Here is a 24,088-nt window from a genome sequence, read left to right as displayed (position 1 = left end):
GCGCCCCGCGCCCTCAGTTCAGGATGAACTGCTTCGACGCCTTCGCCTGCAGCTCCCCCACCGCGACGTCCAGGTGGTAGCTGGCCCCACCGGCGGTCACGGCCGGGCGTGCGGCGTCGCAGGTGTCCTTCGACGACCGGGTGCGGTCCCACGCGATGGCCGGCGTGGTCAGGGTCTGCCCGGCCTTGATCGTGACGTCCTGGTTCGTCCCGCCGGTCTGGCAGTCCTTCGACGACCAGTACTGCTCCTGGCCGGAGCTGATCGTCAGGACCTGCTGCGCCGAGCCGAGGTCCATGCTGCAGGCGTTCGACCCGGTGTTCTCGATCGACATCGCGATCTTCGGGTCCTCGGTCGGCCCGTAGGTGCTCTTGTCGAGGACGGGCGTCAGCGTGATCTGGTCGTCGGTGCAAGCGGCCCCGTCAGCGGCGGCGCTGGCGGACGGCGCCGGGGTCCCGGCAGCGCCAGACCCGGACGTCCCGGACACGGACCCGGACCCGGAACCGGACCCGGACCCGGACGAAGCAGAAGACGCACCCGCGGACGGCGAACCAGACGCCGACGGACCAGCCGCCGGAGCCCCGGTCCCGCGCCCCACGACGATCAGCACGATGACGACCACCACGATCACGATCGCAGCGATGACCGCCAGACGACGGCGCCAGTAGATGACCGGCTTCTCGGGGCCGACGGGGTGACGGAGCGACGACATGCGCACAGGCTAGACAACCGCGCGCAGCACAGGGCGGAACCCCGCCGGGCGCCGGGAGAACCCGTCAGAGGATCTTCAGCATGCGGGTGTTGCCGAGCGTGTTCGGCTTCACCCGGGCGAGGTCGAGGAACTCCGCGACGCCCTCGTCCGACGACCGCACGAGCTCGGCGTAGACGTCGGGGTCGACGACCTGCTCCCCGATCTCGAGGTACCCGTGCTTCGCGAAGAACTCCACCTCGAACGTCAGGCAGAAGATCCGCGCGACCCCGAGTTCGCGTGCATCGTGCTCGAGCGCCTCGAGCATCCGGTGTCCCACACGCTTGTGGATCCAGTCCCCGTCGAGGGCGAGCGTCCGCACCTCGGCGATGTCGTCCCAGAACACCGCGAGGGCACCGCATCCGATGGGCGTCCCGTCGGGGCCCTCGGCGATCCGGAACTGCTGGATCGAGCCGTACAGGGCGACGTTCTCCTTGCCGAGCAGGATCCGCCGGTCCACGTAGGGGGCGATGAGCCGCTGGATGTGCGGCACGTCCGACGCGAGTGCGGGTCGGACCAGGATGCCGTGGTCGTCTCGGACGTCGAACGCGTGCTTCCCGTGGTCAGTCATCCGCACCACCCTACGGCGGGCCGGCAGGCCGGGCCGACAGCAACGGCACCCGTGCGTCCAGAGCAGCGAGCAGACGGCACGGGTGCGCCCGGGGGACATCATCGAGGCCCGCGTCCAGGCCGTCGGCCTACGTTCGGCAGGGCAAGACGACGAGACAAGAAGCTCAAGGAGTTCCAATGCCCCAGATCATCGAGACCGTCGACGTCAACGTCCCCGTTCGCGCCGCCTACGACCAGTGGACTCGCTTCGAGGAGTTCCCCACCTTCCTCGACGAGGTCGAGAAGATCGTCCAGGTCGACGACACCACCACCGACTGGACCGTCAAGGTCGCGGGCCAGGAGCGTCAGTTCCGCGCGATCATCACCGAGCAGCACCCGGACGAGCGTGTCGCCTGGACCGTGAAGGACGGCGAGACCGACCACGCAGGCGTCGTCACGTTCCACAAGCTCGGGGACGCCGAGACCCGTGTCACCGTGCAGATCGACTGGCAGCCCTCGGGCATCCTCGAGAAGCTCGGCTCCGCGGTCGGCGTCGGCAGCCACGCCGTCAAGAAGGACCTGCAGAACTACAAGGAGCGCGTCGAAGCGGCCCCCACGGCCGACGGCTGGCGCGGTGACGTCCAGGCCTGATCAGGCCGGCTCGCGTCACATGACGTGAGCGCAGACAGACGGGAGGCCCGGTGCCAGCTGGCACCGGGCCTCCCGTCTGTCTGGTGTGGCTCCTAGGACTCGATCTCGCCCTGCGGGGCGGCGTCCGTTCCGGACTCCACTGCAGCGGCACCGGCGAGGACCTCTTCGCGACCCGGCTGGCGCCCGGTCTCGAACTCGAACTTGCCCTCGCGGAAGTCGACCTTCACGTGGTCGCCAGCCGTGAGCTCACCCTGCAGGATGTGCTCGGACAGCTGGTCCTCGACCTCGTGCTGCATGGCGCGACGCAGGGGGCGAGCACCGAGGGCGGGGTCGAACCCGACCTTGATGAGCTGCTCCTTGGCGGGGACCGTCAGCTCGACGGTCATGTCGCGGTCCAGCATGCGGTCCGACAGACGCTTCACGAACAGGTCCACGATCTGCAGCAGCTCGGGCTGCGACAGCTGCGGGAACACGATCGTGTCGTCGACGCGGTTCAGGAACTCCGGCTTGAAGTGCTTCTTCAACTCCTCGTTCACCTTCGAGCGCATGCGGTCGTAGCCGACGCCCGAGTCACCCTCGACCTGGAAGCCCACCGGGCCACCGGCGATGCCCTGCGAACCGAGGTTCGTGGTCATGATGATGACGGTGTTCTTGAAGTCGACCACGCGGCCCTGACCATCGGTCAGACGACCCTCTTCGAGGACCTGCAGCAGCGAGTTGAAGATGTCCGGGTGGGCCTTCTCGATCTCGTCGAAGAGGACCACGGAGAACGGCTTGCGGCGCACCTTCTCGGTGAGCTGGCCACCCTCCTCGAACCCGACGAACCCGGGAGGGGCACCGAACAGGCGGGAGACGGTGTGCTTCTCGCCGAACTCCGACATGTCGAGGGAGATCAGTGCGCCCTCGTCGTCGAACAGGAACTCGGCGAGCGCCTTGGCGAGCTCGGTCTTGCCGACACCCGTGGGGCCGGCGAAGATGAACGAGCCCGAGGGGCGGTTCGGGTCCTTGAGGCCGGCGCGGGTGCGGCGGATGGTCTTGGACAGGGCCGAGATGGCCTCTTCCTGACCGATGACGCGCTGGTGCAGGGCCTTCTCCATGAAGACGAGACGCGAGGTCTCCTCTTCCGTGAGCTTGAACACCGGGATGCCCGTGGCCTGCGCCAGGACCTCGGCGATGATGCCCTCGTCGACGGTGCCGGATGCGGCAACGTCACCGGCACGCCACTGCTTCTCGAGGCGGAGACGCTCGCCGAGGAGCTTCTTCTCCTCGTCGCGGAGCGACGCGGCCTTCTCGAAGTCCTGCTCCTCGATGGCGGCTTCCTTCGACCCGCGGACCGTCGAGATCTTCTCGTCGAACTCGCGGAGCTCCGGCGGCGCCGACAGGATCGACAGACGCAGGCGTGCGCCGGCCTCGTCGATCAGGTCGATGGCCTTGTCGGGCAGGAAGCGGTCCTGCACGTAGCGGTCCGCCAGGTTCGCCGCGGAGACGATCGCCCCGTCGGTGATGGACACCTTGTGGAACGCCTCGTACTTGTCGCGGAGGCCCTTGAGGATGTTGATCGTGTGGGGCAGCGACGGCTCGTTGACCTGCACCGACTGGAAGCGACGCTCGAGTGCTGCGTCCTTCTCGAAGTGCTTGCGGTACTCGTCGAGCGTGGTGGCACCGATGGTCTGGAGCTCGCCACGAGCGAGCAGCGGCTTGAGGATCGACGCGGCGTCGATCGCGCCCTCGGCAGCACCGGCACCGACGAGCGTGTGGATCTCGTCGATGAAGACGATGATGTCGCCGCGGGTGCGGATCTCCTTCGTGACCTTCTTCAGGCGCTCCTCGAAGTCACCGCGGTAGCGGGACCCGGCGATGAGCGAACCGAGGTCGAGCGAGTAGAGCTGCTTGTCCTTCAGCGTCTCGGGCACGTCGCCCTTGACGATCGCCTGGGCGAGGCCCTCGACGACGGCGGTCTTGCCGACGCCGGGCTCACCGATCAGGACGGGGTTGTTCTTGGAGCGACGGGAGAGGATCTGCATGACCCGCTCCATCTCCTTCTCGCGCCCGATGACGGGGTCGAGCTTGCCGTCGCGCGCGGCCTGGGTGAGGTTCCGACCGAACTGGTCGAGGACCTGCGAACCCTGCTGCGCGTTCTGCTGCTGCTCGCCGCCGACGGCGACCGCTTCCTTGCCCTGGTAGCCGGACAGGAGCTGGATGACCTGCTGGCGCACCCGGTTCAGGTCGGCGCCGAGCTTCACGAGGACCTGGGCTGCGACACCCTCGCCCTCGCGGATCAGGCCGAGCAGGATGTGCTCCGTGCCGATGTAGTTGTGGCCGAGCTGCAGCGCCTCGCGCAGGGACAGCTCGAGCACCTTCTTGGCGCGCGGCGTGAACGGGATGTGCCCGGTCGGCTGCTGCTGGCCCTGGCCGATGATGTCCTGGACCTGCTCACGGACGGCATCGAGCGAGATGCCGAGCGACTCGAGCGCCTTGGCAGCGACACCCTCGCCCTCGTGGATCAGGCCGAGGAGGATGTGCTCGGTCCCGATGTAGTTGTGGTTGAGCATCTTCGCTTCTTCTTGAGCGAGGACGACAACACGACGGGCCCGGTCGGTGAATCTCTCGAACATGTGCTCTCCCTTGGCCCCTGCGATCGGAGCCGACAGCTGTGCCGGTCTCGTGTGAGTCCGGCCAAGTACTTCGAGAGTAACCAGCGCTCCCCCTCCGGTTCGCCCCTGTTCGCCGTGGGCGTGACCTGGGTTGGGTGGGTGCGCTCAGCGGTGACGGGCCGACCGCCGGACGTCAGGAGCGGCGCGCTGCCCGGCGGATCGCGCGGCGGAAGCGACGGGGTTCGACCCCGAGGCGCTCCAGCACGTCGTTGGCGGCACCCATCAGCGGGTCGTCGATGCCGTCCAGCACGGCGAGGACCACGTGGTGCGGCCGGACCCGCTCGTCGGGACCGGCGATCTGCGCTGCCCGAGCGAGCACCCGCGCCCCGGCCGGTGTGCACACCACCCGGTCCGGCTCGGACGGGTACGGGACCGAGCCCGCGCCGACGAACACCCGGATGGACTCCCGGACACGCGCCGGCGTGACCCCGTGTGCGGCGAGCACCGGGGCCAGCCGCGGCATGCCCTCGCAGAGGACCACCGCCGCGACCAGGAGGTGCTCCGCGTCGACGAAGCCGAAGCCGGAGTCCTGCGACTCGTGTTCGGCGAGGAGCACGATCTCGCGGCCGTGACGGAGGGTGGGCACGGCGACGGAGAGGGCGGCAGTCTGCATCCATACAGAATATCGCGTTTCGTGTGTGTGTATGGAAGCCGTCCGGACCGGGGCCGCTGACGAGCGCAGGTCCGCCCGGTAGCATCCGGGCCATGGAGCAGCCCGTCGTCGGCCTCGTCGTCCACCCGACCAAGAACGTGCAGGAGTCCGTCACGACCCTGCGGCGCTGGAACTCCTCCGGCCTCGGGCGCCTGGTCGCCCGGCGCATCGACGCCGCCCGCATCGGCGACACGATCGAGGTGGTCGAGGACGACGACTTCACCGCGACCGTCGACCTCGTCGTGGCCCTGGGCGGCGACGGCACCATGCTCGGCGCCATGCGGCTCGTGGCGAAGCGGCCCGTGCCCGTGCTCGGCGTCAACTACGGCAACGTCGGCTTCCTCGTGGAGATCGAGCCGCCGGAGCTCGAGGCGGCCCTGGAACGACTGTCCGCTGGCGAGTACCAGCTCGAACCGCACCACGCCCTCGAAGCCCGGCTGGCCTGGAGCGGCGCCAGGACGGACTACCTGGCGTTCAACGACCTCACGATCGTGCGGCGTCCGGGCTCAGGGCAGGTCTCGGCCGACCTCAGCGTGGGCGGCCTCGGGTACGGGTACTACCGCGCGGACGCCATCGTCGCCGCCACGCCCGCGGGCTCGACCGCCTACAACTACGCAGCGGGTGGACCGGTGCTCTCGCCCGCGCTCTCCGGGTCCGTGGTGACCCCGGTCGCCCCGATGGCCGGGATCGACCGCGCCGTGGTCCTCGCGGCGCGCGAGCGCTACCGCTTCGACATCGCCGAGGGCACCAGGAGCGCAGCGCTCGAGGTCGACGGGCTCGTGGTGGGCGAGGTGGCCACCGGTGCCCAGATCGACATGCGCCTGCGGAAGGACGCTGGCAGCGTGGTGCGGCTCGACGCCGAGCGACACGGGCGCACCGGCCGGGTGAAGCTCAGCCTGCTCGACCTGCCCGTGCGCCCGGACCAGCTCGTGGAGCTCATCCCGAGCGACCTGCGCCAGAAGCTCCGGCGCGAGGTCGAGGACTGACGCCCACCGCGACTCAGGCCAGCAGGCGTGCCCGGAGCGCGTCGATGCCGTCGTCGGGCAGACCGTGCGCCCACAGGTAGCCGGCGGCTGACCCCCACTGGTCGACCACGTGCTCGATCGCTTCGTCCAGGGCCGCACGTGGCGACCGGGTCGCGAGCGCCAGCACCGCGTCGTCGTCGACGGTCATGCCGCTCGCCCGGATCTGTTCGGCCATCGCGAGCGCCGCTGGACCGAACGACGTCGGCAGGAGATGCTCGGTCAGGGCGTAGTCGTCGAGCACGGCGTCCCGACTGACCCCGACCGCGAGCAGGACCAACGCGACCAGCACGCCCGTCCGGTCCTTGCCTGCGGAGCAGTGGAAGAGCACACCGCCCGTCCCCGGCTGCTCGAGGAGGACCTGCACGGCCGTGACGATGCCGGTGCCCTCGTCGTCGAGCAGCCCGAGGTACAGGTCATCGAGCGTGGGGACGGACGCCATCGAGGACAGCGCCCCGGCGAGCAGCGGGACCGCCGTGCACCGAGCCGCAGACCCGATCAGGGCGTCGGGCGCGGCGGAGCGCTCTGCGATCGTCCGGAGATCGACGACCCGGACGACCCCGAGCCGGTCCAGCTCCGTGCGGCCCTGACCGGTCAGGCCGGCGAGGCTGCCCGAGCGCAGGAACCGGCCGGGCGCGATCACCCGACCGTCCACGGTGGCGAGTCCCCCGAGGTCGCGGAGGTTGAAGGTGCCCTCGACGTCACGCACCCGGTCGGTGACGGTCGGGGCGACGGACAGGGATGCAGCAGCAGGCACGGGAACTCCTCGGGACGATGCAGAACACCGTACATCACATGCTGGCAGCACTACCCGTGCCGCAACATGCGAGAGGCCCGCCCGAGCATCGCTCGGACGGGCCGTTCCCGTCACCCCACCGGATCGCCTTCCCACGGAACGACCCGGTTCCCCCCGACCAGCACCGTTCGCGGCACCGGCCGAAGTCCTTGCCCGACCTACTCGGTCAGGTACAGCTGCATGTCCTGCGAGACCGCCTTGGCGAACAGGCGGAGCTTGGCGCGGGACTCGACACGGCTGACCGCCTGGCGGGTCGTGTGCACGATCTTCGAGATCTCGTCGAGCGTCATCGGCTTGTCGTCGTCGAGGCCGTAGCGCATGCGGATCACGTTCGCCTCGTCGCTCGGGAGCTCCGCGACGATCGAGCGGATGTCGCGGTGCAGGAGCGTGGTCTCGGTGAGCTCGTTCGGGGACGCGGCGTCCTCGTCCTCGATGAAGTCGCCCAGCTCGCTGTCGTCCGAGTCACCGACGACGGTGTGGATCGAGACCGGCTCGTGCGAGCGGCCCTTGAGGTCGACGAGTTCCTCGACGCTCATGCTCAGCTCCGCGGCGACCTCGTCCGGCATCGGCGCACGGCCGAGGTCGACGGTCAGGTCACGCTCGGTGCGGGAGATCTTGTTGATCAGCTCGACGGTGTGGACCGGGATGCGGATCGTGCGGGCCTTGTCGGCGAGGCCACGGGAGATCGCCTGGCGGATCCACCAGGTGGCGTACGTGGAGAACTTGTAGCCCTGCGTGAAGTCGAACTTCTCGACCGCACGGACGAGCCCGAGGTTGCCCTCCTGGATGACGTCCATGAACGGCAGGCCGCGCTGGGAGTAGCGCTTGGCGATGCTGACGACGAGGCGCAGGTTCGACGTGATCATCCGCTCCTTGGCGCGCTCACCGTCGCGGACGAGCCACTTGAGCTCGCGCTGCAGCGCCTTCGGCAGGCCCTGCTCGGTGGCGAGCTTCTCGCCGGCGAACAGACCGACCTCGATGCGGCGGGCGATGTCGGCTTCTTCCTCGGCGGTGAGGAGTGCGAGACGCCCGATGTGGCGCAGGTAGTCACCGACCTGGTCGACGGATGCACCACGGACGCCGGCGAGCTGCTCGTCAGCCTCGACCTCGGCTGCTGCTGCGTCGAGCGTCGTGCTCTCGACCTTGGCGGAGTCGGTCTTGGCGGTTGCCTTCTTGGTGCGGCGTGAGGTGGTGCTCGGCGTTGCCGTTGCGATCGTCATGTGACTCTCCCTGCATTCGACGGTGTTGGCCCTCGTCGGGTGAGACCGAGTAAAGCGGTCCGGAGGTGTACCCCACAAACCCGGCGGATCGATTCCCAGGGTTCTCCGTGCTTCGCCATCGGTACCCCATGGGGAGGGGTACACGATGCCGACGGCATTTCCCCTCGACTTCCGCGGAAGTTCGCGGATCGTGCTGTGTTTCCGCCGATGTCGGGATGTGTCAGGCGCGTTTCGTCCGGTGTACCCCGGGGCACAACGCTTCCCGGACAACGAAAAGGGGTACGTCGGTCCGGATCGTCGCGATCCGGCCGCCGTACCCCGAAGAGCAGGTGCGTGGGGGTCACCAGGACGGTTCGAGCCACCCCGCTCGGCGCTTGGACACCTCGAGGTCGGCGTCGCGGTCGTACTCGTCGTACTCGCTCTCGATGTCGCCGACGAGGCTGCGAGAACGGAACATCTGCATGATGGACATGCGGATGATGCTCACACCGGCCGGCAACAGCCATGTGAACGCCGGGTGACCGGAGACGACCGGACCGTGAAGGATCGGCGTCGCGACCCGGCGCAACCGCCGAGCGCCCACAGCAGCGGGTCGGACTACTCCGAGGGCGTGGACGTGGGCGCGGTGGTGCCGTGGACGCGCTCGAAGCGGGCGCGCTCCTCGGCCTCGACCTTGGCGTACGCGGACCGTTCGTTGCGGTCCGCCCGCATGATCGCGCGCATGACGAACCAGAACACGAGGCCGACCACGACGGTCGGCGTCAGGGCGAAGATGATCCCGGTCACGACTCCATGCGGCACGCGGTCATCGTACCTCGCCCTGTCCGGAGGCTCGGTGTGCGTCGGACGCACACCGGGCCTCCTGGCCGGCTACTTGACCAGCGGGAAGAGGATCGTCTCGCGGATGCCGAGGCCGGTGATCGCCATGAGCAGACGGTCGACGCCCATGCCCATGCCGCCGGACGGCGGCATGGCGTGCTCGAGGGCCCGCAGGAACTCCTCGTCGACGCGCATGGCCTCGGGGTCGCCACCCGCGGCGAGCTTGGCCTGCTCGACGAAGCGCTCGCGCTGCACGACGGGGTCGACGAGCTCCGAGTAGGCCGTCGCCAGCTCGAACCCGCGGATGTACAGGTCCCACTTCTCGACGATGCCCGGGCGGGTGCGGTGCTCGCGGGTCAGCGGTGAGGTGTCGACCGGGAAGTTCATCACGAACGTCGGGCGGTCGAGCGAGTCGATGACGAAGTGCTCCCAGAGCTCCTCGACGTACTTGCCGTGCGTGGCGTGCGCGACCTCGACGCCCTCGGCGGCGGCGAGCTCCTGGAGTTCGGCGAGCGGGGTGTCCGGCGTGACCTCGCGCCCGGCGGCCTCGGACAGGGAGCCGTACATGTCGATGCGGGGCCACTCGCCACCGAGGTCGTACGCGGTGCCGTCGGGCAGCGTGACCTCGAGCGAGCCGCCGGTCACCGCGCGGGTCGCGTTCTGCACGAGCTCCTGGGTGAGGTCGGCCATCTGCTCGTAGTTGCCGTACGCCTGGTAGGCCTCGACCATCGCGAACTCGGGCGAGTGCGACGAGTCGGCGCCCTCGTTCCGGAAGTTGCGGTTGATCTCGAAGACGCGGTCGATCCCGCCGACGACGGCCCGCTTCAGGAAGAGCTCCGGCGCGATGCGCAGGTACAGCTCGGTGTCGAACGCGTTCGAGTGCGTGACGAAGGGCCGGGCCGAGGCACCACCGTGCTGGGTCTGCAGCATCGGGGTCTCGACCTCGAGGTACTCGTGGCCGGTGAACGTCTGGCGGAGCGACGCCATCACGGCAGCGCGGGCACGGACGGTCGCGCGGGCCTGGTCACGGACGATGAGGTCGAGGTACCGCTGGCGGACCCGGGTCTCCTCGTTGAGCTCGTTGTGCAGGTTCGGCAGCGGCAGGATCGCCTTCGCCGCGATCGCCCAGTCGTCGACCATGATGCTCAGCTCGCCACGACGCGACGAGATCACGCGACCGTGCACGAACACGTGGTCACCGAGGTCGACGTACTCCTTCCAGCGCGCCAGGGAGTCCTCGCCCACCTCGGCGAGGGACACCATCGCCTGGATGCGCTGGCCGTCGCCCGACTGCAGGGACGCGAAGCAGAGCTTGCCGGTGTTCCGCGAGAACACGATGCGCCCGGCGATCCCGACGACGTCCTGGGTCTCCTCGCCGGTCTCGAGGTGCGTGTACTGCGTCCGGACCGCGGGGATCGTCGTGGTGATCGGGAGCTCGGCGGGGTAGGCCTCGATCCCGGCCTCGAGCAGCCGCGCGCGCTTGTCGAGCCGGACCTGACGCTGCTCGTTGGTCTCCTGTTCGGCCAGGGCGGCGGCGTCGGCGATCGCGGTGTCGGTGGTGGCGGTCTCGTCGGTCATGGGGTGCGGCTCCGGAGGTCGTGGGGGATCGCGTCGATGCTACCGGCCAGCGCCCCGCCGCCCGTCACCGGCGGGACGGGGTCCCGCCGTCGGCGAAGGCACCGGCGGGCGCGCGGCCCTGTGACCGCAGCACGAGGAGGGTCACCGAGGACCCGACGTAGGCCGCCGCGACGAGGAGCATCACGACGGTGCCGACCACGTCGAACCCGCTCGAGACGGTCGGCCGCGCGAGCACCCCGTCGGCGACGAAGTACGCGGCGAGCAGGAACCCGGCGAAGGGCCTGGCGGTCATGCGCCACCACGCACGCGGCGGCGCGACGGGCTCGTCGTCCCCGCGGAACACCCGCACGCCGATGCCGACCATCAGGACGAAGCCGATCGCGGCGAGCAACGGCACGACGACGTCCGGCAGACCGAACGCGAAGAGCAGCAGGGTGAGCAGGATCCCGATGACTGTGGCCGCCACGACGTACCCGACCTTGGCCTGGGCGGTGGTGATGCGGAACGGGCCGTCCTTCACAGCGCCGACTGCCCGTCCGCGGCCGTCAGCGCGTTGTCGACCGCCGAGCGCACGAGCGCCCCGAGCACGCGGCCAGGACGCTCCACCCCGATGGAGGACAGCGTGCCGGCGGACTGGTCCACGATGGCGGTCGAGAAGCTCACGGCGGCGCGCACGGCATCGGCGTACGCGGGCCGGTCCTGCTCGGCGACGACGAAGGGCTCTGCGCCCATCTCGACGACGAGCGCCTGGGCGATGGGGAGCACGGGGCCGGGGGCGGTCACGGCGCAGTAGGCATCGCGCAACCGCGACAGGTCCACGCTGGTCCCGGTGAACGCCATCGCCGGGTGGATCGCGAGCGGGATCGCCCCGGCGGCCATGGCGGGCGCGAGGACGCCGACACCGTGGTCCGGGCTCGTGTGCACGACGAGCTGCCCCGGCTGCCAGATGCCCGCGTCGGCCAGGCCCTGCACGAGCTCCGCGAGCTGGTCGTCCGGCACCGCGAGCAGCACGAGTTCGCTGCGCTCCACCAGCTCCGGGGTCGCGAGGACGGGGACGCCGGGCAGCAGGGCCTCGGCCCGGTCCACGCTCGAGGCCGAGACGGCCGTGATCCCGACGACCGCGTGCTCCGCGTTCGCCAGCGCCGCGCCGAGCACGGGGCCGACCCGTCCGGCGCCGACGACGCCGACTCCCAGCCGTCCCGCCCTCATCGGGCGGCTCCCGTCCCGGGGACGTCCTGCCAGCCGGGAGGCACGGCGAGCCCTGGGCGGGCCACCTGCGGGACCGCAGGGCGCACGTCGGAGGTGATGCGGGCCTCCTGGCTGTCGGCTGCTGCGCGTCCGCGCGACCGCCACCGGTGCGAGGTGTCGGTGGCCGCTGCCGCGACGGCGCGTTCGGCGGTGCCGGACCACAGGAGCTGTGCGTCTCGTGCGTCGAGCGCGCCGACCCGCGCCGCGACCGGACCCGAGACGGTGTGGACGTGGACCGAGGCCAGGCGGAGCAGCCGCTCCAGGGGCCCCTGCTCGACGCGGACGCTCTGGACGCGGGGCAGCGGGACGACGACGAGCGAGCGCCAGACGGCACCGAGGCGGAGCAGCACGGCACCCTCGACGAAGCGGTACCCGTTGCGGCGCGCGGAGAGCGGGCGGAGCCAGCGGCCCCGACGCGGCGAGTGCACGAAGCCGCCGGCGTCCCCGGTCGTGGTGAGGCTGTCGTCGACGACGCTGACGGCTTCGGCGGAGCCCTCGCGGAGGCGGTCCTTCGAGGCCTCCGGTCCGACGACCGCGGACCCGACGAGGGCCGGCAGGATGATCTCGAGCACCTGCCGGACGTCGGCGGCGGTCCCGACGGGGAGAACGATGGACGACACCTGCTGGTTGCTCGACGCCCCGTTGCCGGCGTTGGTCGCGCGGTTGATGCGGACGTCCCACCAGCCGAACGGACGCCAGAGCAGGGGCTGCGCGACGCTCACGGCGTGGATGCGGCCGGGTGGCAGGGTCTCGTTCGTCGTCGAGACCAGGCCGAAGCCGATCCGGATGCCGTCGCGGGTGTCGGCGATCGTGTACTGCAGCGACTTCGAGAACTTGCGGACGTAGTAGCCGCCGCTGCCGATGACGGCGGGGAACAGCGTGACGAGCAGGAAGTACTCCCCCGTCACCGCGATGCTGACGATGATCGCGGCGACCAGCGCCAGGATGACCACCGTCGTGCCGGAGAGCAGCATCGAGGCGATCAGGCGCCCGGGGCGGACCTTCACGACGCGGGTGGCGTGCACGGCGTCGGCGTCGAGCTCGGGCGAGAGGAACTCGTACACGCGGTCGGACACGATGCCGTCCGACGCGTACCGGCGGCCGGTGGCGGTCTCCTCGGGCTCGTCACGGGCGCCGGACGCGAGGACCAGGATGCGCTGCCGGAGGTCGTCGGAGGCCTTCGCCCCGAGGTACGCGAGCTGCACGTTGGCGTCGTTGCCGGCCTGCGCGATCTCGAGCTTCGCCGTGCCGAACAGGCGCGGGATCAGCGGACGGGTGATGTTGATGCCCTGGATCCGGTCGAGCCGGGCCTTGCGGTGGTTGCGGAAGAGCACGCCGGAGCGGACCTCGACGATCTCACCCGTGACGCGGAACTCGTGCATGCGCCAGGACAGGTAGAACAGGCCGATCAGCACGATCAGGAAGACCGCGATCCCGAGCAGCACCCAGCCGAACGCCCCGTGGTCCCAGACGTAGCGGACGGGATCGCCCTGCTCCCGCCCGTCGCCGCCGGGGATGAAGGTCTCGAAGAGGGTGTCGCGGAGGTTGTTCACGACGACGCCGAGCACGACGACGAGGAAGATCCCACCGCGCAGCAGCGGTGTCAGCGGGTGCAGCCGGTGCCACTCACCGTCGGTCAGGGGCGCGGCAGCAGCAGCGTTCCCCCGGCGGTTCGGGGCCGGCGGTGCGGGCGGCGGCGGCCCGGGTCGGAAGGTCACGTCGGCCCCTACAGCCCGGCGCGACGGGACTCGGCGAGCTCGACGAGTCGGTCGCGGAGCTCGTCGGCACGTTCGGCGGGGATGCCCGGGATCCGCACGTTCGTGGACGCCGCGGCGGTCACGAACTTCAGCTCGCTCATGCCGAGCGCGCGGTCGAGCGGACCGCGGTTCACGTCGACGAGCTGCAGGCGGCCGTACGGCACCGCGGTGAACCGTTGCCACATCAGGCCCTTGCGGAGCACGAAGTCGTCGTCACGGAGGGCGTACCCGATCGCTCGGACCCGACGGGGCGTGAGCAGGGCCGTGATCAGCGTGATGATCCCGATCGCGACGCCGATCAGCGTCCACACGAGGCCGGCCGTCTCGCCCGGTCCGCCACTCACGACCCCGATGAGCACGCAGCCGACGGTGACGACCACCCCGGCCAGCACGGTCGTGATGAGCTCGGTCCACACCAGCTTGGTGGACACCCGGGTCCAGGCCACACCGGTCAGGCCGAGGCCGGGCTCGTCGAGTCGTTCGCGCGGCATCGCGGCCTCCTGTGGTGTGGCATGGGTCGGCCGTCGCGCGGTGGTCGAGCGGCAGTCGGTCAGTGCACCGCTGTGCCGCCGCGCGGGTCGTCGTGGTCGTCGTCGTCCGGGGGGACGATGCACATCCGTTCGGCGACGAGGGCGCACACGGTGAGCACGATCCCGCCGCCGACCGCCACGGCGTTCGGCAGGGTCGAGCCTAGCGAAGGCAGGACCGCGCGGGTCAGGAGGTACACGATCAGTCCGAGTGCGAGCGCGCCGAACAGGGCGCCGCAGATGCTCGATGCCTTCGCGAGCACCACCACGCGGGTCGCGTAGTGCGGGTCGACGCGGCGCTCGGCACGCCCGCGGACCTGGCGGCGGATCGGCAGGGCCATGACCACGAGGGCGATGCCGATGAACGCGAGCGTCAGGCCGAGCGGGGCGGAGAGGATGAGCGTCGGGACCTGGCGGGACGCGAGTGCGGTGTCGAGGGCGAACCCGGCCACCGCCGCGACCACCGCGATGCTGATGAGGGTGGAGGCGCGGGTCGGCTTCACGAGGTGGCTCCGCGGGTCGCGTCGGCCGGGGCGGTCGCGTCGGTCGTCGCGGTCGCGTCGGTCGTCGCGGTCGCGTCGGTCGGACGGGAGGCTCGGGTCGGCTCGTCGAAGAGCCGCGGCTCGTCGACGCGTTCCGTGTCGTCGCCGACCGCTGCGAGCAGGTCGGCCACCGGCCCGGCACCGGGCAGCACGGCCGAGGGGTCGGCGTCGTGCCACGGCGCGAGCACGAACGCCCGCTCGTGCGCCCGGGGGTGCGGCACGGTCAGTGTCGCGGTGTCGACGATGACGTCCGTGCCGTCGTCGTCCTGCAGCGCGACGACGTCGAGGTCGAGCGTGCGGTCGCCCCACCGGACCTCGCGGGTGCGGCCGTGGGCGTCCTCGATGCCGTGCAGTGCGTCGAGGAGCTCCTGCGGCCCCAGGTCGGTGTCCACGACGACGACGGCGTTGCGGTAGCGGGGCTTCGCCGTGTCCGGGCCGTCGAGGGTCACGGCGATCGACTCGACCTCGTGGCTGGACGCCACCGGTCGGACGCCGGGGACCGCGGCGACGGCGGCCGCTGCGGCGCGGAGCGTGCTGCCGCGGTCGCCGAGGTTGGCGCCGAGGGCGATGACGGCTCGGATCACGCGTCAGCCCGGTCGACGGCGGTCTGGCCGACGGCGGTCTGGCCGTCGGCGGCCTGGTCGTCGGCGTTCCGCTCACGCCGGATCGTGATCGAGACGTCGGTGAACGGCACCGTGATGGGTGCCTGGGGCTTGTGCACAGTGACCTCGGTCGCCAGGGCGGCACGGTGGGTGAGCACGGCGGCGGCGATCCGCTCGGCGAGGGTCTCGATGAGGTCGACCGGGTCGCGCTCGATCTCGGCGACGACCTGCTCGGCGAGGACTCCGTAGTGCACCGTGCGGTCGAGGTCGTCGGTGCCGGCGGCGGCTCGGGCGTCGACCTCGACCGCGACGTCGACGACGAAGTCCTGGCCGTCGGCGCGCTCGTGGTCGAAGACGCCGTGGTTGCCACGGGCACGGACCCCGACGAGGCGGATGGTGTCGTTCACGATCGAGCTGCCCTCCAGGCTTCCCACACGTCCAGGACGGCGCGGGTCGGTGCGGGGTCGTGCACGCGCACGCCCCAGGCGCCTCGTTCGGCGGCCAACAGGCTGATGGCCGCCGTGGCGAGGTCACGGTCCTTCGGTGGTGCACCCTCGGCGCTGCCGACGCCCTCGAGGAAGCGCTTCCGCGAGGCGGCGACGAGCACGGGCAACCCGATCGAGGCGAAGCGCTCGTACCCGGCGAGGATCTCCCAGTTCTGCGCGCCCTGCTTGGCGAAGCCGAGACCCGGGTCGATGACGACCTGCTCCTGGCGGACGCCGAGCACGATGAGCTCCGCGACGCGCATCTCGACCTCGCGACGGACCTCGTCCACCGCGTGCTCGTAGACGGCGTCGCGGTACATGCGGTCGCTGTGGCCGCGCCAGTGCATGACCACGAACCCGGTGCCCGTCGCGGCGACCACGCGCGCCATGTCCGGGTCGGCGAGGCCGCCGGAGACGTCGTTCACGATCACGGCGCCGAGCTCGACCGCACGTTCCGCGGTGCTGGCGTTCATCGTGTCGATGCTGACCGGGACGCCCTCGGCGACGAGCTGCCGCACGACGGGGAGCACCCGCTCCTGTTCGACGTCCACGGGGACCCGCTCGGCGCCGGGCCGGGTGGACTCCCCGCCGACGTCGACGATGTCGGCGCCGGTCGCGACGAGGTCACGGGCGTGCGCCAGGGCACTGTCGTACGCCTGGTGCAGCCCGCCGTCGGAGAACGAGTCCGGCGTGACGTTGAGGATCCCCATCACGCGGGTTCGTCCTCCGACGGACGGGCGGCCACCTCGGCGGCGGCCCCGTCTCGTCGGCAGGTCCGTCATGCCGGCTACGCGGGTGCGATGCCCGGGTTGCCGAACGGACGGGCCCGACGGTTCTTCGACGCCTCGGTCTCCTGCTCGGCGGCGGTGTTCGCTGCCTTGCCGGGGACGGCGATGGCGGGCAGGTCGCTCACCGGTCGCTTCTCGCTCGAGAGCCACTGCGGGCGCTCGGGGAGCTTGCGGACGTCCTTGAACAGCTCGACGAGCTCCGGTGCGTCCAGCGTCTCCTTCTCGAGGAGCTCACCGGCCAGGCGGTCGAGCAGGTCGCGGTTGTCGTTGAGCACCTGGTAGGCCTCGTCGTGTGCTGCTTCGAGCAGCGCGCGGGTCTCGGCGTCGACGGTCTCGGCGATGTTCTCCGAGTAGTCGCGCCCGGTCCCACCGCTCATGTCGCGACCGACGAACGGCTCACTCGACCCGGAGCCGAGCTTGACGGACCCGACGGCGCGGCTCATGCCGTACTCGGTGACCATCTTGCGGGCGGTGCCGGTGGCCTTCTCGATGTCGTTCGACGCACCCGTGGTCGGGTCGTGGAAGACAATCTCCTCGGCGACGCGGCCACCCATGGCGTAGGTGAGCTGGTCGAGCAGTTCGTTGCGCGTGACGGAGTACTTGTCCTCGAGCGGGAGCACCATGGTGTAGCCGAGGGCACGGCCGCGGGGCAGGATCGTGATCTTCGTGACCGGGTCGGTGTGGCGCATCGCCGCTGCCGCGAGTGCGTGGCCACCCTCGTGGTACGCGGTGATCAGCCGTTCCTGGTCGGACATGATGCGCGTGCGGCGCTGCGGGCCGGCCATCACGCGGTCCACCGCCTCGTCCAGGGCACGGTTGTCGATGAGCTGCGCGTTCGACCGGGCGGTCAGCAGTGCGGCCTCGTTGAGCACGTTCGCCAGGTCGGCACCGGTGAAGCCCGGCGTCTTGCGGGCGAGCAGCTCGAGGTCGACACCGGCGGCGAGGGGCTTGCCCTTCGCGTGGACCTCGAGGATCTGCTTGCGGCCCTGGAGGCCCGGTGCGTCGACGCCGATCTGGCGGTCGAAGCGGCCCGGGCGCAGCAGCGCGGGGTCGAGGACGTCGGGACGGTTCGTCGCGGCGATCAGGATGACGTTCGTCTTGCCGTCGAAGCCGTCCATCTCGACGAGGAGCTGGTTCAGCGTCTGCTCGCGCTCGTCGTTGCCGCCACCGATGCCGGCGCCGCGGTGACGACCGACGGCGTCGATCTCGTCGATGAAGACGATGGCCGGGGAGTTCTGCTTGGCCTGGTCGAAGAGGTCACGGACGCGGCTCGCACCGACACCGACGAACATCTCGACGAAGTCCGACCCGGAGATCGAGTAGAACGGCACGCCCGCCTCGCCGGCGACGGCACGTGCGAGTAGGGTCTTGCCGGTTCCCGGAGGGCCGTACAGCAGCACGCCCTTCGGGATCTTGGCGCCGACGGCCTGGAACTTGGCGGGCTCCTTGAGGAACTCCTTGATCTCGTGGAGCTCCTCGATGGCCTCGTCCGCACCGGCGACGTCGGAGAAGGAGACCTGCGGGTTCTCCTTGTTGTTCATCTTCGCCTTGGACTTGCCGAACTGCATCACCTTCGAGCCACCGCCCTGGGCGTTGGCGAGGAGGAACCAGAACACCGCACCGATGAGCAGGAAGGGCAGGAGCGTCACGAGGAGCGTGACGAACCAGTTCGACTGCTGGACGGTGTCGTTGTAGCCCTTCGGCAGGTCGGCCTGCGCGATCGCGTCGACGACCTCCGGTCCGCGCGGCTCGGAGTAGTAGAACTGCTCCGTCGCGCCGCCGTCCTTGAGGATGAGGTCGACGCGCTGGTCGGTCGAGTTCACGACGGCAGATGAGACCTTGCCGTCAGCGATCTGCTCGAGCCCCTTCTGCGTGTCGATCTGGGAGGTACCGGTCGACGACAGGAGCTGCCACCCGACGATGATCCCCACGAGCGCGAGCAGTACCCAGACGTACGGTCCGCGGAAGATGCGCTTGAAGTCCATGTGATCCGGGCAGAGTGCCCGACACCTTTCTCTGCCGAAGTTGCGTGCAGGTCAGCATACGGCTGCGACTCTGTGGCGAGAATGGGTGTCCTCTGCGGGCGAACTGGACGGTTCGCCAGAGGGACCGGACCGTTCGTCAGGAGTAGACGTGCGGGGCGAGGACCCCGATGCCGCGCAGGTTGCGGTAGCGCTCGTCGTAGTCCAGGCCGAACCCGACGACGAAGGCGTCCGGGATGTCGAAGCCGACGTAGCGGACGTCGACCTCGACCTTGGCGGCCTCGGGCTTGCGCAGCAGTGCGACGATCTCGACGCTCGCGGCCCCGCGGGACGCGAGGTTCTGCTGGAGCCAGGACAGCGTCAGGCCGGAGTCGATGATGTCCTCGACGATGATGACGTCGCGGCCGTGCAGGTCGGTGTCGAGGTCCTTGAGGATCCGCACGACACCGGACGACTTCGTACCGGAGCCGTAGGACGACACGGCCATCCAGTCCATCTTCGCCTGCAGCGTCAGGTGGCGGGAGAAGTCCGCCATCACCATGACCGCGCCCTTGAGCACGCCGACGAGCAGCGGGTCCCGGTCGGCGTAGTCGCGGTCGACCGCCGCGGCCAGTTCGGCGATCTTGTCGTCGATCTGCTCGGGGGTGAAGAGCACTTCGGAGAGGTCGTCCTGCACGTCGGAGAGTTCCACGCGCCAAGCCTAACGGCCCGGATGCGGCTGCCCGGCGCGCAGCAGCAGGCGGTCGCCGTCCCGCGTCGCCTGGACACCGGGCAGGTCGATCGGCCCCTGCCCGGTCCAGTCGGTCACGAGTCGGCACACCTCGAGCGTCTGGACGCGGGACAGCGTCACGCCGAACTCGCTCTCGACCGCCAGGCGCACCAGCCGCTGCCGGAGCGCCGGCGGGTTCGCCTCGAGCTCCCGCACGGACAGCGAGATGCCGGCCTCGGAGTGCTCGGCGAGGTCCTCGGCCATCTCCTCGGCGAAGTGGTCGAGCGCGGCGGAGTCCTCCCGCAGCTGATCGGCCGTGCGCGCCAGTGCCTCGGCCACGTCGGCGCCGAGCTCCCGTTCGAGCGCGGGCAGCAGCGTCGTGCGGACCCGCACCCGCGTGTACGCCGGGTCGTCGTTCTGCGGGTCGTGCCACGGCGCCAGCCCGGCGGCGGCGCAGGCCTGCCGCGTCGTCGGCCGCCGGACGGTCAGGAGCGGTCGGCCGTAGGCCGGTCCGTCCGTCCGCCGCGCGAGCGGCGGCATGCCGGACAGGCTGTCCGGCCCGCTGCCACGCAGCAGGCCGAGCAGGACCGTCTCGGCCTGGTCGTCCAGGGTGTGCCCGAACAGCACCAGCGGCGACCCGGTGGCGGCGGCGACCTCGGCGATCGACGCGTGGCGGGCCTCCCGGGCGGCGCCCTCCGGACCACCGTCGGAGCCGACGGCGACCCTGCGGACCTCGACCGGTGCCAGTCCGAGCTCGGCGGCCTGCCTGGAGGCTCGGCTCGCCACCGCCTCGGAGCCAGCCTGGAGCGCGTGGTCGACGATGACCGCTCCGGCTCGGAGATCCTGCTTCGGGGCCTCGAACGCGGCGGCCGCAGCGAGGGCGAGGGAGTCCGGTCCGCCGCTCAGGGCGACGAGGACCAGGTCGCCGTCGTGGACGATCCCCTCGGTGCGCGCCCGGGCGAGGAGATCGCGGACGCCGCGGCGTGTGCCGGCGACTGCGGGATCCAACCGGGGACGCGGAGAGTTCACCCGGTAACGTTAGCCGCGCTTTCCCGTGCAACCGACAGACCAGGAGCAACCAATGGCCGCGTACGACGTCGTCGTCGAGATCCCCAAGGGCAGCCGCAACAAGTACGAGGTGGACCACGAGACCGGTCGCGTCTACCTCGACCGCGTGCTGTTCACGTCGTTCGTCTACCCGACGGACTACGGCTTCTTCGAGCAGACCCTGGCCGACGACGGTGACCCCGTGGACGCCCTGCTGCTGCTCGAGTACCCGACCTTCCCGGGCGTGGGGGTGAAGGTCCGCCCCGTCGGCGTCTTCAAGATGAGCGACGAGGCCGGCATCGACGCCAAGGTCCTCGTGGTCCCCGCGAAGGACCCGCGCTGGGCGCACATCCAGGACATCTCGGACGTCGACGAGCAGACGAAGGCCGAGATCGCGCACTTCTTCGAGCGCTACAAGGACCTCGAGCCGAACAAGTGGGTCAAGGCCGAGGGCTGGGGCGACGCCGCCGAGGCCGAGGCCATCGTCACGGCCGGCCAGGCCGCGTACGTGCCCGCCGGTCACTGACGCTCGTCTGCTGACGGACGAACGGCCCGGTCCCCTCGTGGGGCCGGGCCGTTCTGCGTCTGCGTGCGGGGGCGCGCGCCCGCTACAGGGAGCCGCTCGGGCGGGCGACGTACGGCAGGAGCGCGCTCGGCGTCCAGACGGCACGCTCGACGACGCCGACACCCGGGCGGGCCGCTTCGACCATCATCCCGCCGCCGGTGTAGATCGAGTCGTGGTAACCACCTGATGCGGTTCCGTTCGACGAGTAGAAGAGGATGTCGCCGGGCTGGCGCTGCGACAGCGGCACGAGCCGCCCGATGCTCGCGAAGTGGTTGTACTGCCACACGACGTTGTGGCCGCCGGTCGTGATGCCCTGCGAGTTGTACGCCATCATGACCAGGCCGGAGCAGTCCCACGTGTTCGGGCCGGCGCCGCCGAGGACGTAGGGCTTGCCCAACTGGCCGCGTGCGTAGGAGATGGCGCCAGCGGCCTTCGACGGGGAGCTCGGTGCGGGTGCCGGAGCCGGCGCCGGCTTGGGGGCGGGAGCCGGAGCGGGTGCTGGCTTGGGAACGGGGGCAGGAGCCGGCGCCGGGGCTGGCGCTGCGGGTGCCGGAGCCGGAGCCGGGGCGGGTGCCGCGGGGGCAGCGGCGCTGCCGGAGCCTCCGCCGGACCCGCTGCCACCGGTGGTGGGCTTCGTGCTGGACGGCTTCGTGCCGGTGGGCTTCGTGCTCGACGGCTTCGAGCTGGACGGCTTCGAGGTCGTCGTCGCGCCGGAGGACGTCGACGTCGTGGTCGACCCGCCGGCGGTGCTGGTGGTCTGCGCGGCGAGCTGCGCCTCGGCCTGCTCTGCCCGCTGCTGCGTGTAGTAGGCGCTCTCGGCGGCGGCCGTCGTGCCCTTGAGGAACGCGAGCTGCTCGAGCACCTCGCCCTGCTGCGCCTGGCTCTTCTCGAGTCGTCCGTTCGCCGAGGCTGCCGCGTCGTTCGCCGCGTCGAGCGCGGACTTCGTGGCATCGGTGGCCTTCGCCAGGGCAGTGGTGGCCTGTGACTTCTGCGCGGCCAGGGCGTCGACGGTCTTCTGGTCCGCCTCAGCGCGGGCGAGGACCGTCGCCGACCGCTCGGACAGGTGCGACATCGTCCCGACCTGGTAGAGCAGGTCCTTCGCGTCACCGTCGTCGAGGAGCAGGCTCGTCGAGAGGTCGCCACCGCCGGAACGGGACAGCTCGACGACGAGCGCTGCGACCTGTGCCGCCGAGTCGTCGGCCTTCGCCTTCGCCCGCTTCGACTGCGCGGTGAGGTCCTCGAGCGTCGACTGCGCCTCCTGCTGCTGCGACGCGGCGAGGGAGTACGTCTGACCCGCCTGCTGCACCACGACACCGGCGGCGTCCGCGGCGTCCTGCAACGAGGACAGCCGCGACGCCAGCTCGTCGACCGTCTGCTGCGTGTCGGCCTGGTCGGCCTTCGCTGCCTGCACGTCCGCCCACGACGGGGCCGTCGGTGCCGCCTCGGCCGGTCCGGCGATCGACACCGACAGCCCGATGCCGATCAGGGTGACGGTGGCGATGCCGCAGGCGAGGGAACGCGCAGGCTTCTTCATGTGGTGTCAGGGCCTCTCGGGCGCGCACACGGTCATACCGAGATCCCCCGCGCAGCCATGAAGGGGACCGGGTCGACGGCAGCACCGTTGACGCGGGTCTCGAAGTGGAGGTGGCAGCCGGTGGACCACCCGGTCGAACCGACCTGGGCGATCTGCTGGCCGGCCTCGACGTGCTGGCCGCTCGCGACCATGATGCCGCCGTCGACGACGTGCCCGTAGGCGGTGGAGATCCCGCCGCCGTTGTCGAGCACGACCTCGTTGCCGTAGCCGCCGCCGTTGCCCGCGAAGACCACGGTGCCGGACGCCGCGGCGTAGATCGGGGAGTAGCAGGCCGGGGCCAGGTCGACACCGGCATGCAGGGCGTGGGCGTGTGTGTACGGGTCGACGCGGTAGCCGAAGGGACTCGTCTGGTACCCGGCGGCGGGCCGGACCCACCCGGACGAGTTCGCGGTGCCGCCGGCGACGACGACGGGCGTGCCGGCCGAGCGCGCTGCGGACGCCGCCGCGGCTGCCGCGGCCGCAGCCGCCTCCGCGCGCTGCTTCGCGAGGGCGGCCTGACGGGCCTTCTCGACCTGGACGCCCTTCTTGTACTTGGCCTCGACGTCGCTCGCGTTGCTGGTCAGCAGGGTGAGCTGCGACTCGAGCCGTTCCTGGTTGGCGTTCTGGGTGTCGACGGCACGCTGAGCGGACTCGGCTGCGGACTGTGCGGCCTGCATCTTCTGCTGCGCCGCCGCGGCCAGCTCACCGAGGGCCTTCTTGGCGACCTCGGACTTGTCCGCGAGGGCCTGGGCGGTGCCACGGTCCTGCGACGCCTGGGAGTAGATGCCGTCTGCCTGCTCGCTGAGCTTCGACATCGCGCCGAGTTCGTAGAGCAGGTCGCCGGACTTCGTCGGGTGCGTGAACAGGTCGGTCGTCACGTTGCTCGAGCTCGCGCGACCGAGCTGAGCGGCCAGCTGACCGGCCTGCTCCTCGGACTGGGCGGCGGTCTTCTCGGCGGCGTCGGCCTGGCCCTGGAGCTTCTGCTGCTTGAGCGTGGCCTCGTCGAAGGCGGTCTGTGCCGTCTGGTACGCCGAACCGGCGGCGGCGGCGGACTTCTGCTTCGCCGAGGCGTCCGACTCCAGCCCGGCGATGAGGCCGCGGATCTCGGTCACCTTGTCCTGCTGCGCGGCGGCAGAGGCCTTGGCGGACTGCACGTCGTCCCAGCTCGGGTACGACACGGCAGAGGCGGCCCCGACCGGACCGACCACGGCGATGGTCCCTGCGGTGAGCACGACAGCGACCGCGGCGGCGACGAGGCGGCGGCGGAAGCGGCGGGACTGCGGGAATGAGGTCGACATGTATCTCGATTTCGTAACAGCGCGGCAAGGCTCACGCACGTAACACTGTTAACAGACGCAACAGTAACAACAGGTGCCAGCCCGATGCAGCCCCTCGGAGGAGGGGCAGGGCCGACGACGATGGTCGCACTCGACCATCGACAGCGCAGAATCGGAGGCATTGCTCCACGGTGAGTGAAGACCGACGGGGGCAGCACGACAGCGCGACACGCCGGGAGGACCGGCTCTGACGGGTCCGATTTGGCATCGGGGCGAGGCATCCGTATGCTTGTCCATCGG

Annotated in this window: 25 protein-coding genes; 3 read left to right on the top strand and 22 right to left on the bottom strand. The window is 70.7% G+C overall.

What is annotated here, in order from left to right; all coding sequences use genetic code 11:
• Positions 1 to 13 precede the first annotated feature (13 nt).
• Positions 14 to 709: a hypothetical protein gene (locus OXR63_RS01175; protein WP_267419495.1), complete on the bottom strand. Its 696-nt coding sequence runs from the start codon at positions 707 to 709 to the stop codon at positions 14 to 16.
• 64 nt (positions 710 to 773) lie between these two features.
• Positions 774 to 1,316, bottom strand: coding sequence for an amino-acid N-acetyltransferase (locus OXR63_RS01170; RefSeq protein WP_267419493.1), 543 nt, complete (start codon positions 1,314 to 1,316; stop codon positions 774 to 776).
• A 176-nt stretch (positions 1,317 to 1,492) separates the two neighbouring features.
• Here OXR63_RS01170 and OXR63_RS01165 point away from each other — a divergent pair, with 176 nt between their 5' ends.
• On the top strand, positions 1,493 to 1,945 hold the full coding sequence (locus OXR63_RS01165) for an SRPBCC family protein (protein ID WP_267419492.1): 453 nt from the start codon (positions 1,493 to 1,495) through the stop codon (positions 1,943 to 1,945).
• A gap of 92 nt (positions 1,946 to 2,037) precedes the next feature.
• Here OXR63_RS01165 and OXR63_RS01160 read toward each other — a convergent pair whose 3' ends face one another.
• Together OXR63_RS01160 and OXR63_RS01155 are read right to left on the bottom strand one after the other, a co-directional pair.
• Complete coding sequence (locus OXR63_RS01160; protein ID WP_267419490.1) at positions 2,038 to 4,560, bottom strand: ATP-dependent Clp protease ATP-binding subunit; 2,523 nt, start codon at positions 4,558 to 4,560, stop codon at positions 2,038 to 2,040.
• A 172-nt stretch (positions 4,561 to 4,732) separates the two neighbouring features.
• Positions 4,733 to 5,212, bottom strand: coding sequence for a Clp protease N-terminal domain-containing protein (locus OXR63_RS01155; protein WP_267419489.1), 480 nt, complete (start codon positions 5,210 to 5,212; stop codon positions 4,733 to 4,735).
• Between the two features lie 92 nt (positions 5,213 to 5,304).
• Here OXR63_RS01155 and OXR63_RS01150 point away from each other — a divergent pair, with 92 nt between their 5' ends.
• Positions 5,305 to 6,237 carry an NAD(+)/NADH kinase gene (locus OXR63_RS01150; RefSeq protein ID WP_194626987.1) on the top strand — a complete coding sequence of 311 codons (933 nt, stop codon included), beginning with the start codon at positions 5,305 to 5,307 and terminating at the stop codon, positions 6,235 to 6,237.
• 13 nt (positions 6,238 to 6,250) lie between these two features.
• On the opposite strand, the gene OXR63_RS01145 is transcribed toward OXR63_RS01150, so the two are convergent.
• From OXR63_RS01145 to tilS, 16 genes are all read right to left on the bottom strand, one after another.
• Entirely contained in the window at positions 6,251 to 7,030 is a 780-nt protein-coding gene (locus tag OXR63_RS01145) for a tyrosine-protein phosphatase (protein WP_267419488.1), read from the bottom strand.
• A gap of 197 nt (positions 7,031 to 7,227) precedes the next feature.
• The gene (locus OXR63_RS01140; RefSeq protein WP_071278831.1) at positions 7,228 to 8,289 is read right to left on the bottom strand and encodes a sigma-70 family RNA polymerase sigma factor; all 1,062 of its coding nucleotides are present in this window, start codon (positions 8,287 to 8,289) and stop codon (positions 7,228 to 7,230) included.
• Positions 8,290 to 8,629: 340 nt separating this feature from the next.
• Positions 8,630 to 8,761, bottom strand: a complete 132-nt coding sequence (locus tag OXR63_RS01135; protein WP_267238438.1) for a hypothetical protein — start codon at positions 8,759 to 8,761, stop codon at positions 8,630 to 8,632.
• A 125-nt stretch (positions 8,762 to 8,886) separates the two neighbouring features.
• A complete protein-coding gene (locus OXR63_RS01130; protein WP_194626982.1) occupies positions 8,887 to 9,090 on the bottom strand; it encodes a hypothetical protein in 204 nt (67 codons plus the stop codon).
• 69 nt (positions 9,091 to 9,159) lie between these two features.
• Positions 9,160 to 10,686: a lysine--tRNA ligase gene (lysS, locus tag OXR63_RS01125; protein WP_267419486.1), complete on the bottom strand. Its 1,527-nt coding sequence runs from the start codon at positions 10,684 to 10,686 to the stop codon at positions 9,160 to 9,162.
• A 64-nt stretch (positions 10,687 to 10,750) separates the two neighbouring features.
• Positions 10,751 to 11,206 (bottom strand): hypothetical protein, encoded by a 456-nt coding sequence (locus tag OXR63_RS01120; protein ID WP_267419485.1) that lies wholly within the window; start codon positions 11,204 to 11,206, stop codon positions 10,751 to 10,753.
• Positions 11,203 to 11,895 (bottom strand): Rossmann-like and DUF2520 domain-containing protein, encoded by a 693-nt coding sequence (locus OXR63_RS01115; protein WP_267419484.1) that lies wholly within the window; start codon positions 11,893 to 11,895, stop codon positions 11,203 to 11,205. Before OXR63_RS01115 ends, OXR63_RS01120 begins: the two co-directional genes overlap by 4 nt.
• A complete protein-coding gene (locus OXR63_RS01110) occupies positions 11,892 to 13,652 on the bottom strand; it encodes a PH domain-containing protein (RefSeq protein ID WP_267419483.1) in 1,761 nt (586 codons plus the stop codon). The genes OXR63_RS01115 and OXR63_RS01110 overlap by 4 nt, the downstream gene beginning before the upstream one ends.
• An 8-nt stretch (positions 13,653 to 13,660) precedes the next feature.
• Positions 13,661 to 14,182 (bottom strand): PH domain-containing protein, encoded by a 522-nt coding sequence (locus tag OXR63_RS01105; protein WP_267419481.1) that lies wholly within the window; start codon positions 14,180 to 14,182, stop codon positions 13,661 to 13,663.
• Between the two features lie 59 nt (positions 14,183 to 14,241).
• A complete protein-coding gene (locus OXR63_RS01100; RefSeq protein WP_267419479.1) occupies positions 14,242 to 14,721 on the bottom strand; it encodes a DUF3180 domain-containing protein in 480 nt (159 codons plus the stop codon).
• Positions 14,718 to 15,344, bottom strand: coding sequence for a 2-amino-4-hydroxy-6-hydroxymethyldihydropteridine diphosphokinase (folK, locus tag OXR63_RS01095; protein ID WP_267419477.1), 627 nt, complete (start codon positions 15,342 to 15,344; stop codon positions 14,718 to 14,720). The genes OXR63_RS01100 and folK overlap by 4 nt, the downstream gene beginning before the upstream one ends.
• Complete coding sequence (gene folB, locus OXR63_RS01090) at positions 15,341 to 15,769, bottom strand: dihydroneopterin aldolase (protein WP_267419475.1); 429 nt, start codon at positions 15,767 to 15,769, stop codon at positions 15,341 to 15,343. The genes folK and folB overlap by 4 nt, the downstream gene beginning before the upstream one ends.
• Complete coding sequence (gene folP, locus OXR63_RS01085; RefSeq protein WP_267419473.1) at positions 15,766 to 16,557, bottom strand: dihydropteroate synthase; 792 nt, start codon at positions 16,555 to 16,557, stop codon at positions 15,766 to 15,768. Before folP ends, folB begins: the two co-directional genes overlap by 4 nt.
• A 77-nt stretch (positions 16,558 to 16,634) precedes the next feature.
• The gene (gene ftsH / locus OXR63_RS01080; protein WP_267419471.1) at positions 16,635 to 18,620 is read right to left on the bottom strand and encodes an ATP-dependent zinc metalloprotease FtsH; all 1,986 of its coding nucleotides are present in this window, start codon (positions 18,618 to 18,620) and stop codon (positions 16,635 to 16,637) included.
• A gap of 136 nt (positions 18,621 to 18,756) precedes the next feature.
• Positions 18,757 to 19,308: a hypoxanthine phosphoribosyltransferase gene (gene hpt / locus OXR63_RS01075; RefSeq protein ID WP_267419469.1), complete on the bottom strand. Its 552-nt coding sequence runs from the start codon at positions 19,306 to 19,308 to the stop codon at positions 18,757 to 18,759.
• A 9-nt stretch (positions 19,309 to 19,317) separates the two neighbouring features.
• A complete protein-coding gene (gene tilS, locus OXR63_RS01070; RefSeq protein WP_267419467.1) occupies positions 19,318 to 20,355 on the bottom strand; it encodes a tRNA lysidine(34) synthetase TilS in 1,038 nt (345 codons plus the stop codon).
• 52 nt (positions 20,356 to 20,407) lie between these two features.
• Here tilS and OXR63_RS01065 point away from each other — a divergent pair, with 52 nt between their 5' ends.
• Positions 20,408 to 20,899, top strand: a complete 492-nt coding sequence (locus tag OXR63_RS01065) for an inorganic diphosphatase (RefSeq protein ID WP_071278809.1) — start codon at positions 20,408 to 20,410, stop codon at positions 20,897 to 20,899.
• An 82-nt stretch (positions 20,900 to 20,981) separates the two neighbouring features.
• Here the strand turns inward: OXR63_RS01065 and OXR63_RS01060 are convergent, their stop codons facing one another.
• Both OXR63_RS01060 and OXR63_RS01055 read right to left on the bottom strand, forming a co-directional pair.
• A complete protein-coding gene (locus tag OXR63_RS01060) occupies positions 20,982 to 22,472 on the bottom strand; it encodes a C40 family peptidase (protein ID WP_267419465.1) in 1,491 nt (496 codons plus the stop codon).
• Positions 22,473 to 22,504: 32 nt separating this feature from the next.
• Positions 22,505 to 23,809, bottom strand: coding sequence for a M23 family metallopeptidase (locus OXR63_RS01055; protein WP_267419463.1), 1,305 nt, complete (start codon positions 23,807 to 23,809; stop codon positions 22,505 to 22,507).
• Between the last annotated feature and the right edge of the window lie 279 nt (positions 23,810 to 24,088).

This window comes from Curtobacterium sp. GC_Cur_3 (genome assembly GCF_026544205.1).
In the GTDB taxonomy this organism is placed as follows: domain Bacteria; phylum Actinomycetota; class Actinomycetes; order Actinomycetales; family Microbacteriaceae; genus Curtobacterium.
Note: the sequence above shows the minus strand (reverse complement) of the source record. Positions and strands in the feature narration are given on the sequence as shown.